5 protein-coding genes, 1 tRNA gene and 3 rRNA genes are annotated in these 13,803 nt (G+C 36.6%); 1 reads left to right on the top strand and 8 read right to left on the bottom strand.

Annotated elements, in window-relative coordinates:
• Positions 1-146 precede the first annotated feature (146 nt).
• On the bottom strand, positions 147-416 hold the full coding sequence (locus ACQZHJ_RS01475; RefSeq protein ID WP_430483781.1) for a metal-sensing transcriptional repressor: 270 nt from the start codon (positions 414-416) through the stop codon (positions 147-149).
• Positions 417-619: 203 nt separating this feature from the next.
• On the opposite strand from ACQZHJ_RS01475, the gene ACQZHJ_RS01470 reads away from it, so the two are divergent.
• Positions 620-1,216 (top strand): hypothetical protein, encoded by a 597-nt coding sequence (locus ACQZHJ_RS01470; protein WP_430483780.1) that lies wholly within the window; start codon positions 620-622, stop codon positions 1,214-1,216.
• A gap of 10 nt (positions 1,217-1,226) precedes the next feature.
• Here ACQZHJ_RS01470 and ACQZHJ_RS01465 read toward each other — a convergent pair whose 3' ends face one another.
• The 7 genes from ACQZHJ_RS01465 to ACQZHJ_RS01435 form a co-directional block, all read right to left on the bottom strand.
• Positions 1,227-1,856 carry an acetyltransferase gene (locus tag ACQZHJ_RS01465; protein WP_430483779.1) on the bottom strand — a complete coding sequence of 210 codons (630 nt, stop codon included), beginning with the start codon at positions 1,854-1,856 and terminating at the stop codon, positions 1,227-1,229.
• Positions 1,857-2,236: 380 nt separating this feature from the next.
• Positions 2,237-2,312: transfer RNA gene (locus ACQZHJ_RS01460), tRNA-Phe, on the bottom strand.
• Between the two features lie 11 nt (positions 2,313-2,323).
• Positions 2,324-2,441: ribosomal RNA gene (rrf, locus tag ACQZHJ_RS01455) — 5S ribosomal RNA — on the bottom strand.
• 56 nt (positions 2,442-2,497) lie between these two features.
• Positions 2,498-5,402, bottom strand: a 23S ribosomal RNA gene (locus tag ACQZHJ_RS01450).
• 192 nt (positions 5,403-5,594) lie between these two features.
• Positions 5,595-7,109, bottom strand: a 16S ribosomal RNA gene (locus ACQZHJ_RS01445).
• Together the 16S, 23S and 5S rRNA genes with 1 tRNA gene alongside form the textbook arrangement of a ribosomal RNA operon.
• Before the next feature lie 644 nt (positions 7,110-7,753).
• Positions 7,754-8,404, bottom strand: coding sequence for a hypothetical protein (locus ACQZHJ_RS01440; RefSeq protein ID WP_430483778.1), 651 nt, complete (start codon positions 8,402-8,404; stop codon positions 7,754-7,756).
• A 294-nt stretch (positions 8,405-8,698) separates the two neighbouring features.
• Positions 8,699-13,720 (bottom strand): endo-alpha-N-acetylgalactosaminidase family protein, encoded by a 5,022-nt coding sequence (locus ACQZHJ_RS01435; protein WP_430483777.1) that lies wholly within the window; start codon positions 13,718-13,720, stop codon positions 8,699-8,701.
• Between the last annotated feature and the right edge of the window lie 83 nt (positions 13,721-13,803).

Genomic DNA, 13,803 nt, shown 5'->3' with positions numbered 1-13,803 from the left:
TTAAATATACCAAAAAACAAATTAACTACTTTTATTCTAAATTCACTTTAAGCCTCTCAACACATTAATGTTGAAACTCTTAAAATAACAGATCCATAGAAATTTATATAAATATAAATCACTACACACCATTAGAATATATCTTTTTACTTATCAATTAATTTATTAAGTACACTTAATATCTCATCTATTTTTTCTTCTTTAGAGTCTTTATCTTCAAATGCACTATTAACACAATTATGCATATGTTGCTCTAATATTAATTTGTTAGATTTTTTTAATAATGCCTGTGAGGCCATTATTTGATTAGAAATATCTATACAATATCTCCCATCCTCAATCATTTTAATTATTCCCTCAATTTGACCTCTTGCAGTTTTTAAACACTGCAATGCTTTCTTTTTTTCTGCATTCATTATGTATCACTCCCTAGCATATTTCATACATTACCACCCCCATGGGGGGATTACATTTATATATTACGCCTATAAATTCCGCATGTCAATACTATTTTTAAACTTTTAATTAACTTTATTAACATTTAATTCATATTTGCTATTGTCATTTAGTTATTTTAATATATTAAAATTAAAATAACTTAAATAAGGAGTTTAAATTAATGAGCAAAATATCAATTATTCTATTTTCCTTGATAACTATAAACATATTATTGTTAATATTACTACTTATTATTAATATAAAAATAAACTCAAAGAGAAAACTTATTAATTCCTTGCTTATAATATTTATATTATCTCTTCTAGGATTAGTATCTTCAGTAATTTATTTAAATAATATTACTACTTCACCTGAATATGAAAAATATATTTCTGATAAGCCATCTTCAGTGAAAGAATTTAATATAAATAATAATGTTAATCCAGATAATAAAGAATTTACACTTAATGATGAAGTAAAATCTATAGTTTACAATGTGGTGTCAGATGAATTTGGAGAAAACTTTAAATATACTAAAGACTTTTTAATTAATTCTGATGGTACATATACAATATCATTATTATTTGATGATACAAATTACTCAGAAGAGCAATGCAAAGAATTTATTGAAAAACTATCATCCAATTTAAAATCATTTAAAAATGTAGGAAGAATAGAGATATATTTTTTAAATAATTTCAAAATAAAATATTCTTTAATTATTGATAATTTTAATGAAGGAAACAACTCTGTAATAATAAAAGAAGATGCATTTTAAAATGCATCTTCTAAAAAATTAAACTCCCAGTTTTTATATATGTTTCTTTATCAATCTTATTATTAGCCAAAATAGTTGTATTAGCTTCTATATAAACTCCATCATCAATAATTACATTACTATCTATATTACTATTCAATGAGACAAATGCATAATCCCCTATTTTAACATTATTCCCCAAAGAAACTCTTTGCTTAATAATAACATGCTTTCCTACATCAAAAAATCCAACATTAATCATTCCTGGATATACTATACTTCCCTCACCAATTTTATTCTTTTCCATGTAATTTATATCTGGATGGACTATAGTAGCAAATTTAACTTTTCCATTTAACTTTGTAACTATATCTTTTTTAATTTCATAATTATCTATAGCCACACTAACATATAATTCATTTTCACTTTCTAGCTTCTTAAAAAAATTAAACCTATCCTTTTTCTTGTTATCAAAATAATTATATATAGAATCTATCATACTAATAACTCTATATCCTTCAACATTTTCTTCCTCTATTTCATTTGTAGTACTTACTAATCCAACAATCTTCCAAGTTTCTCTTTTTGAATTGATATTTTCTATTATACGTATTACTTCTCTAGCTATAGTCCCTGTACCAATAATAATTACACTTTTCATTAACCTCTCTCCTACTCTATATTTACTGACATATATTAAATCCTATTATATTGGATATATATTTATTCTAATTATTAAATATTTTTACAAAATATGTATAATAAATTGATATTTGTCCATAATTAAAATATCCACTATTAATAAGTAGATATTTTCTTAGCTAATATATAGTTTATTGATACTTCCCCCATATATCTTTAATCAAATTCCCCTTTTGTTTTAAGCTAAGAACTACTTATTTGTGGATTTTTTATATATATTTATAATGTATATTTAAATTTATTATATAAAGAAAAAAGACTCACTAAATTAGTGAGTCTTTTTATATAGTAATTTATTTATTACGTAAAAAAAGCTTAGTGAATTTTCACTAAGCTTTTTGGTGGCTCGAGCAGGAATCGAACCAGCGACACGAGGATTTTCAGTCCTCTGCTCTACCGACTGAGCTATCGAGCCATAAAACAAAAACCTGGCGACCACCTACTCTCCCACACAGTCTCCCGTGCAGTACCATCGGCTTCTAAAGGCTTAACCGTCGTGTTCGGAATGGGAACGGGTGTTACCCTAAAGAACATCATCACCAGATGTATTTAGAAAGATTGTTCTTTCAAAATTGCACATAATACTTAATTTACTATAATTTGGTCAAGCCCTCGATCTATTAGTATCGGTCAGCTGAACATGTTACCATGCTTACACCCCCGACCTATCAACCTTGTGTTCTTCAAGGGATCTTACTAGCTTACGCTATGGGAAATCTCATCTTGAGGTTGGCTTCACGCTTAGATGCTTTCAGCGTTTATCCATTCCCGACTTAGCTACCCAGCTGTGCTCCTGGCGGAACAACTGGTACACCAGAGGTCAGTCCATCCCGGTCCTCTCGTACTAAGGACAGCTCCTCTCAAATTTCCTACGCCCGCGACGGATAGGGACCGAACTGTCTCACGACGTTCTGAACCCAGCTCGCGTGCCGCTTTAATGGGCGAACAGCCCAACCCTTGGGACCTACTTCAGCCCCAGGATGCGACGAGCCGACATCGAGGTGCCAAACCTCCCCGTCGATGTGGACTCTTGGGGGAGATCAGCCTGTTATCCCCGAGGTAGCTTTTATCCGTTGAGCGATGGCCCTCCCACGAGGTACCACCGGATCACTAAGCCCGACTTTCGTCCCTGCTCCACTTGTGGGTGTCGCAGTCAGGCTCCCTTCTGCCTTTGCACTCTTCGAACGATTTCCGACCGTTCTGAGGGAACCTTTGGGCGCCTCCGTTACTTTTTAGGAGGCGACCGCCCCAGTCAAACTGCCCACCTAACAATGTCCTGTGACCAGATTCATGGCCGCCAGTTAGAATTTCAGTACTGTCAGGGTGGTATCCCAAGGATGACTCCACTAAGGCTGACGCCCTAGTTTCCTAGTCTCCCACCTATCCTGTACAGACAATACCAAAACTCAATGCTAAGCTACAGTAAAGCTCTACGGGGTCTTTCCGTCCAATCGCGGGTAGCGAGCATCTTCACTCGCACTACAACTTCGCCGGATTTACAGTTGAGACAGTGCCCAAGTCATTACGCCATTCGTGCGGGTCAGAACTTACCTGACAAGGAATTTCGCTACCTTAGGACCGTTATAGTTACGGCCGCCGTTTACTGGGGCTTAAGTTCATACCTTCGCTTGCGCTAAGTATTCCCCTTAACCTTCCAGCACCGGGCAGGCGTCAGCCCCTATACATCAGCTTACGCTTTAGCAGAGACCTGTGTTTTTGCTAAACAGTTGCTTGGGCCTATTCTCTGCGGCCTACTCTCGTAGGCACCCCTTCTCGCGAACTTACGGGGTCAATTTGCCGAGTTCCTTAACTGTAATTCTTCCGCCGGCCTTAGGATTCTCTCCTCACCTACCTGTGTCGGTTTGCGGTACGGGCACTACTTCTCTCTCTAGACGCTTTTCTTGGCAGCGTGGAATCATGTACTTCGGTTCCGTAGAACCTTCCCCATCACACCTCAGCATTATGAAAGCGGATTTGCCTACTTTCACTGCCTAAGTGCTTAGACTAGCATCCAATAGCTAGCACACACTATCCTCCTGCGTCACGCCATCGATAATAACGATGGTAGTGGTACTGGAATATCAACCAGTTGTCCATCACCTACGCCTTTCGGCCTCGGCTTAGGTCCCGACTAACCCTCAGCGGACGAACCTTCCTGAGGAAACCTTAGGTTTTCGGCCTGTGGGATTCTCACCCACATCTCGCTACTGATGCCAACATTCTCACTCGTAATCAGTCCACCGCTCCTTACGGTACGACTTCAGCCCGATTACGACGCTCTCCTACCGCTTGAATTAAATTCAAGCCCGTAGCTTCGGTGGTAAGTTTAGCCCCGTTACATTTTCGGCGCAAGATCTCTCGACTAGTGAGCTATTACGCACTCTTTTAATGAGTGGCTGCTTCTAAGCCAACATCCTAGTTGTCTTAGAAATCTCACATCCTTTCCCACTTAACTTACACTTTGGGACCTTAGCTGACGATCTGGGCTGTTTCCCTTTTGACTACGGATCTTATCATTCGCAGTCTGACTGCCGAGCTCATAGTATGTGGCATTCGGAGTTTGATAAGGTTCGGTAAGCGCTATGCCCCCTAGCCCATTCAGTGCTCTACCTCCACTACTCATACTCGACGCTAGCCCTAAAGCTATTTCGGAGAGAACCAGCTATCTCCGGGTTCGATTGGAATTTCTCCGCTATCCACAGCTCATCCCATGCTTTTTCAACAGCAACGTGGTTCGGTCCTCCACGAGGTTTTACCCTCGCTTCAACCTGGCCATGGATAGGTCACCCGGTTTCGGGTCTACAGCATGCAACTAGTCGCCCTATTCAGACTCGGTTTCCCTTCGGCTCCGTACCTTAAGTACTTAACCTTGCTACATACCGTAACTCGTTGGCTCGTTCTACAAAAAGCACTTCATCACCCTCATAAGGGGCTTTGAACGGTTGTAGGCACACGGTTTCAGGTTCTATTTCACTCCCCTCCCGGGGTTCTTTTCACCTTTCCCTCACGGTACTGCTTCACTATCGGTCATCAGGTAGTATTTAGCCTTGGGAGGTGGTCCTCCCTGCTTCCCACAAGGTTTCACGTGTCTCGTGGTACTCTGGATCATAACTCGTGGTCTTCTCGTTTCACTTACAGGACTATTACCTTCTACGGTGGAACTTTCCAGCTCTCTTCAGTTACAATAGCCTCCACTTTGATGCTATGTCCGCAACCCCGGAAACAAGTTTCCGGTTTGGGCTCTTTCCCTTTCGCTCGCCGCTACTAAGAAAATCGATTTTTCTTTCTCTTCCTCTAGGTACTTAGATGTTTCAGTTCCCTAGGTTACCCTCCATAAGCTATGTATTCACTTATGGATACATGGGGTTTCCCATATGAGTTTCCTCATTCGGAAATCTTCGGATCTCAGACTATGTGCGTCTACCCGAAGCTTATCGCAGCTTATCACGTCCTTCATCGGCTCCTGATGCCAAGGCATTCACCATGCGCCCTTTGTAGCTTGACCTATATTAGTTATAGTTCTCATTTTACAAAGAATAGAAATTGGTTTGCCAATTTGGCTTTGTTGTTTTCTATAAATTAAATTATTATGTGCAATTTTCAAAGAACAATTTTGAGAGATAGTCTCTCAAAATTAAACAGAGATATTATCCAGATTCTTTTTGTCATCTTAGTTATCCTAAGATGTATTCCTTAGAAAGGAGGTGATCCAGCCGCAGGTTCTCCTACGGCTACCTTGTTACGACTTCACCCCAATCGCTGACCCTACCTTCGGCCGCTGCCTCGCTTACGCGTTAGCTCACGGACTTCGGGTATTGCCAACTCTCATGGTGTGACGGGCGGTGTGTACAAGACCCGGGAACGTATTCACCGCGACATTCTGATTCGCGATTACTAGTAACTCCAGCTTCATGTAGGCGAGTTTCAGCCTACAATCCGAACTGAGACTGGTTTTAAAGTTTGGCTCCACCTCGCGGTATTGCATCTCTCTGTACCAGCCATTGTAGCACGTGTGTAGCCCTACACATAAGGGGCATGATGATTTGACGTCATCCCCACCTTCCTCCTGGTTAACCCAGGCAGTCTCGCTAGAGTCCTCAACTTAATGGTAGTAACTAACGACAAGGGTTGCGCTCGTTGCGGGACTTAACCCAACATCTCACGACACGAGCTGACGACAACCATGCACCACCTGTCACCTTGTCCCCGAAGGGATTTCCTCGATTAAGAGTAATGCAAGGGATGTCAAGTGTAGGTAAGGTTCTTCGCGTTGCTTCGAATTAAACCACATGCTCCGCTACTTGTGCGGGTCCCCGTCAATTCCTTTGAGTTTTAATCTTGCGACCGTACTCCCCAGGCGGAATACTTAATGCGTTAGCGGCGGCACGGAGGTGTTGAAACCCCCACACCTAGTATTCATCGTTTACGGCGTGGACTACCAGGGTATCTAATCCTGTTTGCTCCCCACGCTTTCGAGCCTCAGCGTCAGTTACAGTCCAGAGAGTCGCCTTCGCCACTGGTGTTCTTCCTAATCTCTACGCATTTCACCGCTACACTAGGAATTCCACTCTCCTCTCCTGCACTCTAGACAACCAGTTTGGAATGCAGCACCCAGGTTGAGCCCGGGTATTTCACATCCCACTTAATTGTCCGCCTACGCTCCCTTTACGCCCAGTAAATCCGGATAACGCTTGCCACCTACGTATTACCGCGGCTGCTGGCACGTAGTTAGCCGTGGCTTCCTCCTTGGGTACCGTCATTATCTTCCCCAAAGACAGAGCTTTACGATCCGAAAACCTTCATCACTCACGCGGCGTTGCTGCATCAGGGTTTCCCCCATTGTGCAATATTCCCCACTGCTGCCTCCCGTAGGAGTCTGGGCCGTGTCTCAGTCCCAATGTGGCCGATCACCCTCTCAGGTCGGCTACGCATCGTCGCCTTGGTAGGCCGTTACCCCACCAACTAGCTAATGCGCCGCGGGTCCATCTCATAGCGGATTGCTCCTTTGATTGAGTGATGATGCCATCTCTCAATGTTATGCGGTATTAATCTTCCTTTCGAAAGGCTATTCCACTCTATGAGGCAGGTTACCCACGTGTTACTCACCCGTCCGCCGCTAATCCGTTTCCCGAAGGAAACTTCATCGCTCGACTTGCATGTGTTAAGCACGCCGCCAGCGTTCATCCTGAGCCAGGATCAAACTCTCAATTTAAAAGTTTAATCTATACTCATATTACTTGTTAAAAGAATTGCTGGTTTATGTTAATATCTTCTGTTTAATTTTCAAAGACCATTTCTTCGTCGCCCTCAAGCGACTTGTTTAGTTTAACATCTTTAAGAAACTTTGTCAACATTTTTCTTCAAACTTTTCGTTTGATGTTTTGTTGCCGTGTCTCTTGCTGACGAGATTTATCTTACCACCTATTACATATTTATTTTCATATAAATTTACTATTTAAGTAAACCACAGTCTATTTTCTATATTATTCTTAATAATGCTATACTTTTCTATTATAGATACACTAGGAGTAGTGTTTATTATAAAATTTCAATTAATATACTTTTATGTAGTAAATAGTATTATTTTCAAAGTCTAACTTTAAATTTTTGCTTACTTTTGCAAGTAAAAAACTATAAATATTAAGTTTTTAGGTCAAAAAGGCATAGTTTTTATACTAATTTTAATCAAATAGCAAATTCATATATGTCTAATTATAAGTTAATCTCTAAATTCTATTTTAATCTTTCTCTTACTACCTCAAATATAACCAACTTAGATTCATTGAAGATCCACCTCCTCATTTAATATTCTCTTAAAGAAACAATAAAGAGTATCCTAATTAGGATACTCTACTCTTACTTACTACTTAACTTATATGAAAACTCCTCTAATGAATATTTTATATCATCAGTATCTATTGCATCTCTTCCTATATCCATATAGCATGAAGTACATACTGATATTAGAAAGAATGCTATTAATGAAAAAACTACATTTTTTCTTAGGTATTTTATAAATAGAACTCCAAGCATTATAGATGAAACTAACCATAATATTTCAGATGATACGTCTATTTTAAATGAATTTACTACAACCATACCTTGCATTATTGAAAAGAATAGCAATATTCCTGCTAATAATAAGAATACTGTTATAATTGATGAAAATACATATGCTATTACTATATTAAAATAAAAATTACCTGTTAAATCTTTCTTACTTAATATATAAGAAGCTACGATTATATTTATAATCACAATTAAAGTTATTCCTTTATAAGTTTCTAAAGTAAATGTACCAAAGAAATCTACTAAACTTTCTAAAAACACACCAGCAGTAATATTCCCATTATATATTCTAGCCTTTGATAATTGTTCAAACTCCATACCTGACAACTCACTCATAAAATTCAAAACTACCATTCTCATTATTATCATTATCAATACAAATAATATTATTTGTGCATTTACTTCCTTTAAATACTTTTTTGATGATTTTCTCCCCATAATCAATACCCCCTAAATGAACTTACTTAAAGTATTGACAAGCCTCTAAAATTTAATCATCATCCCGTATTTTTTTATAATAATTTTTAAGTTAGGCTTAAAGATATAGATAGAAATCAACACTCACTTGAAATGTAGTCTAATTTAAATAAGGTCTATCCAGGATGATATTTACCTGAATAGACCTTTAAAATAAATTAATATGAGGTAGCTTTTTAACGTTGCTCACTCTTGAGCTTTTGGTTGAATAGACTTTAAATTTGTAACAATCGTTCTAGTAATTGTATATATTAACTATCTTTCTGTTCTAACAGTGATTGATTCCTTAGCTGAAATCTCTCCATTAGAATATTTAGCTGCTATTTTAAAATTATATATTGTATGTCTCTTTAAGTTTTTGAAAGTATATTCATTTTCATCAACTGAAATCTCCTCTACCTTCTTACCATCTTTATAAAGAACATATCCTTCTAATCCATAAGTGTGTTCTGGCTCATCCCAACTTACACTTATGCTTCTCTTTTCTTTATCTATAACCTCGAAGTCTTCTACAGGTGATACTATTATCTCTTCTTCAACTTCTGGATTTCCAACAATTATCTTAACTGTATTTGAAGAAACTCTTTTACCATCAACCGTTACATCAACTGTTACATTACTAATTCCTTCTTTTAATCCAGTCATAACACCATTTTCTATGCTTATTGCTTCTGAGTTAGCTATTTTATATTCAACTTTAGCCTTTTCTAAATCAACTTTATCTCCACTATTCATTAATGCATTAACATTAAACTCAACAGCTTGACCAACTTCCAAATTATTAACACTTGTATTTAAATTTACATAAGCTAATTCTGGCGTTTCTATACTTTTATCTATTTCTTTGATGTATAAGTTATCTAAAATTAATTCACTATATCCTCTACTTCCCTTATTTATAGCAATATAGTAATCATTCTTGTCACCAGTAGAGAATTCTAAAGTTTTCTCCTCTTTAACTGTGAATACATCTTGACTATAATCTGAACCTGTAGCTTCTAAACTTATAGTAGCAACTGGCTCATTTGATGATTTAGACATTATATTAACTGAGTAATTTGGCGCTGAATTAGCTAATGAGTATAAGAATCCTAATTCATAAGTCTTATTAGGTTCTAAATTTAAAGTTCCAGCATCGGTTACAAGTATTGTTCCTGTCTCTTCATCCTTTTGATTAGACTTTAATGAGAATCTACCATCAAGTACCCAATTCATTCTTTGATTTGCATCTATAGATATATCTTTCTCAGCTAGGTGAGTTCTATTTGAATTTCCTCTACCCGGTGCTAAGAATAATGGATGTATTCCTTCATCTACATTCTCAAAGTCTTCATACAATACATAACCATCTTTATTTGTATGTCCAGGAGTTTCCCATAATCTAAAGTCATCAATGTAAACTAAAGATCCTTCTTCCCCCGCATTAACACTTAACTTTATTTCAGCTGAATCTTCTCCCTCTGGAACAGTAAACTCAACTTCTAATCTTGTAAATTTATCATTTCTAAACTTAACCGCTTGTCCAGATCTTTCTAATGAACCTCTATCAACATAGTTAGAAACCTCTTCATCTCCACATTCAACATTTAGATTTACATTTCTATTAAATTCATTCTTAACCCAAACTGATACTGAATAAGTTTTTCCTGATTCTAAATTCTCTATTTTTTGAGAAATTTCGGCATCTTTAGCTCCAATTTCAACAATATCATTTCCAGCTCTTCTCTCATGAGTTTCATTTATTATATTTATATGCTCTGTAGAATCCGATTCTGATTCAACTTCCCATGCATCAAAAGTTTGTGAATCAAATCCAGGATCATTTATTCCTGAACCATATCCCCAATCTTCAACTCTTTCCACTTCAACCTTTTCCTTAAGAACTATATATGCAGTATCTTGATCAACCTCTAAAGTTACTTCTCCATTAACTACAGGTACTTCCTTAACAAAAGTTCTTCCTAAATCTGATAACTCATATAGGTATACCTTTTCTTGTGAGGCCCATGATTCTGGTAAATCCCAAGTAGAAGTTGTACCAAGTGGATTCCAGTGGTAAATCTTCTCATCTTCTTCAACTGGATTCCATGGTAAGAATAGTTGAGTATCACCAACACCTCTATCATCAATTGACGACTCTGGAGTTGTAGCTACTAATCTACCATCTCTATAGTAATTTATATTTTCGCCTTCTCTAATAGCCTTTAAACCATTTTCAAAGTTTATTTCATCTTCGCTCATATCAACAATATCAAAGTGTTGCATATACTTAGTAGGTAATATTTGATTATAAAATACTTCTTCCGCATATTTACCTTCTATATTATGTCTATCTCCCCATCCACCAGATAACATATGCTTGTTACCTTTTAATAATGGGTCAGCTAAGAATGTGTCTTGAGTTCCATTTTTCATGAATCTCATAATCTTACTTGCATTTCCCTTGTTTGGATATGCAGGGTCTCCTCCCCAGTGAGTCCAAACAACATCTTGCTCTAATGGTCCATTCATTTCAGTTGCAAGAGTGTAATCTAATTCATGAATCTTATTTGCTAATTCATGAGCATTCCATCCATTGCCAGTATAAACATCTACATAAATCCATCCTAAATCTGGAGCATCTTCCTTTAGCATATCAAGTCTTCTGAACAATTCACCAGTTGTAACATCTGCTCTTTGATCTACATAATAAGACTTATCCATCCATCCCCATCCTGGTGCATTTTCATTAACAATTTCTGCTGGATATTCAAAAGCATCCATCATATATTCGGTGGCATTAATATGAACCCCTATTTCTGCTCCATATTTTTTCCCTTCTTCTATAAGAGTATTGAAATCTTCTTTACCACCTTGTCTCATACCAATGTGTCCACCATAGTCTGGATGCGAATCATCATGTCCCTCTGCTTGATATCCTTTATGAAGAACTAACTGACCAAAACCATCAGTCATATTACTAACTTTTTTAATCATATCTAATGATCTTAAAAATGGGTTTTGAGTATATCCAATATTCATTGCTATATATGAAAGTTGATTTTTAATCTCATCTCCACCCTTAATCATATCCATATTTTCTCTATATAATATAGCAGCATCCTGCCAATCCACTTTAGAATTGCCATTTTCATCTCTAGCAATCATAACCTCAGCCCATGGTAACTCTTCCTCTACCGCCATAGGATTTCCGTCAGAATCTTTGGCATTCCAATCTAGAACTTCTCTATATGTCCAAGCACCACTTCCTATACCTGTCTGAATATAACCATTCCTACTTGATGTTGATAGACTAACTCTATTTCCACCTTCTATAACATTTGAATTAACTGTTATAGCAAAATCATCATTAGAGATAAATCCATATGTCTTTCCTGATATTCCTGGTTTAATTTCATCAACAGTAGTAAACTCTTCTATAATATTATTCCAGTCCCCAGTTGTTAGCACTGATGCTATTTGTCCATTTTCAATATTCTTAACTGAAGCTAAATTATGATTTGGGAAATTAATCTTTTGAACTTTAAAATCTCCCTCTTCTCTTATTTCTTTAAACTCCATTCTTATCTTGTTTCCTTCAGCAATCATATCAACCACCAAAGTAACATTTATTTCTGGAATACTTATAGTATAAGTAGCTTTATTGCCAGCAAACTCACTTATTATTTCTGGAATATATTTATCTCCATTTATTTCAACAATATAAAGTTGCTCATCTTCCCCAGCTAATACCTTGCCATCATCCTTCCAAGTATAATTAAGAACTCTTGGATAATTAGCATCTAAAGTAACTTCCATTAATTCTGACTCTATTGTTTCATATCTTTCTTCAACAATAGGCGGAGCCGGAGGTGTTATTTCGTTAACCTTTACATTATCCAAAGTTATAGTCTTATTTCCATGCCAACCTGTTAGTCCTATTTTCCCAGCATCCTGAGGCAAATTAGCAATCGTTTGAGTTCCTTGCAACTCATCATTTATCCATAAAGATACATTATTATCTTCTACTTTAACTTTCATTTTATAAGTTGTATTAGCTTCTAACTTAAATGAACTTGGGAAACTTCCATATTGTTTAGCTCCAGTTTTCCAAACCCATGAACCAGCGTCATAACATATACCTCCCCACTCCGTTGGAGATTTATATCTAAACATTAATCCTATTCTTCCATTATCATTATTAGTTGTAAACTCAGTTTCATATATAAAATTCTTAACATCTGGTGAAGCTTCATCATAAGCTAATGACACGCCATTCATTCCTACTTGAACTGTACCATCTACATAATTAACATCTCCGCCACCACTTACTACTTGCCAATTACCTTGTGTCTCTGCAGTATCAAAGTTTGTTTCATATGATATAGCTTCTCCTCTTACAGTTACATATGCCTTAGCTTTTATTTCACTACCTTCAATAGTCCCTTCAACTATAAACTCACCTGGCTCTTGATATTGCTCTTTACTTATTCCATCCCAAATAACATTAGCATTACCTGCTGAACCATTTGTATATTTAACTCTAACTTTAGTAGGAAGCTCTGGTTTAAGTCTTGGGAAAGTTTCTACATGAGTATCTTCTATGCTTTCAACAACGTACTCTGGAGTTACCCCTCCTATAGAACCAACTGGTCCATACTTTATATAATCTACAGTACTAGTCTTATTGCTAAACCAACTTCTATACCCTACATGCCCTGACTTAACAGGAATTGTATTATTGGCTTTGTTATAATACTCTTCACCATTAATGCTTATAGTAAGGTGATTTCCAACAAAAACAACCTTTAATGTTACCCAGTCTCCAGCTTGAACTTCTGGTCCTTCAAAAAGTTCATATCCACCATTCTTATGGATAACCCACTTAGTTCCTGTATCATAAGCAACACCAGCATGTCCATTAGCATCAGCTCTAAATAAAACCCCAAATTGACCTTGAGCTTCCTCGTCACTTATTTGGAACCTTACTTCCAACTCACCATCTTCTAAAATTGGTGATTCATTTTCATAAAATCTATAATCCCCACTATTAGTAATTCTTAAAAAACCATCTGAAACCTCTGGAGTTCCATTTCCACTTATTCCAGTCCATGTTATTCCTTCTGGTCTATCATATACCTGCTCATAAAGCTCTACACTTTTATCTAAATCAATATTAGAACCTTCTTCAATTTTTACTTCACTATCATTAGCCTTAATTTCATCAGCTAAAACCCCAGTAGGTATTTGACCAACTGCTAATGCCGCAGCTATTATCAATGCTATTTTCTTATTCACGAGTCACTCCCCCTTTTTATGTAAGTATTATAAAACCTTTACATAAATATTTTATTGGTTTCACATAAAATAAAACATGCAAA

The organism is Clostridium sp. B9 (genome assembly GCF_050509515.1).
GTDB lineage: Bacteria > Bacillota > Clostridia > Clostridiales > Clostridiaceae > Sarcina.
The sequence above is the reverse complement of the archived record's forward strand: the minus strand, read 5'-3'. Positions and strand labels throughout refer to the sequence as shown.